The sequence below is a fragment of the Ruegeria sp. AB9 genome (genome assembly GCF_056542585.1).
On the sequence record NZ_JBQGAA010000065.1, the window covers coordinates 1 to 596 of the forward strand.

The window sequence follows — 596 nt, forward strand, 5'->3', positions numbered from 1 at the left end:
CGCGGCGTGCGAGTTGACCATGCCACATTGAATAGGTGGGTTGTGAAATACTCGCCGATCGTCGCAGCTCGTGCGCAATCAAAGAAGCGTCCAACGCTGAGTTCATGGGGCATGGACGAGACCTATATTCGTGTTCGCGGCAAATGGATGTACCTTTATCGGGCTGTCGACAAGGCCGGAAATACCCTTGATTTCATGCTGTCCGAGCGCAGGAACCGTCCAGCAGCAGCACGGTTCTTCGCCAAGGCGCTGGCTTCAAATGGAATCCCAAGCAAGATCGTCATCGACAAAAGTGGAGCCAACGCGGCGGGCATTCGAGAGGTGAACAAAATCCTCAATCGGTTTGGTTGCCTAGCCAAAATCCAAACGGTCAGGTCCAAATTTTTGAACAACATGATTGAACAAGATCATCGGTTCATTAAACGGCGTGTTCGGCACATGTGTGGATTTAAGTCGTTCGAATCCGCCTCAGCCACATAGGATGGCATTAAGGTGGACAACATGATCCGAAAACAGCAATTCCTTAGCACTACGACCCCGGGTTTTCAGATGTTTGCCGAGATCGCAGGATAGGTGTGTCCAGTAGTTGACTGCCT

At 51.2% G+C, this 596-nt stretch carries 1 pseudogene; it reads left to right on the forward strand.

Annotated elements, in window-relative coordinates:
• Positions 1 to 573: pseudogene (locus tag ACR0K5_RS25135) on the forward strand (IS6 family transposase); the annotation flags it as partial.
• Between the last annotated feature and the right edge of the window lie 23 nt (positions 574 to 596).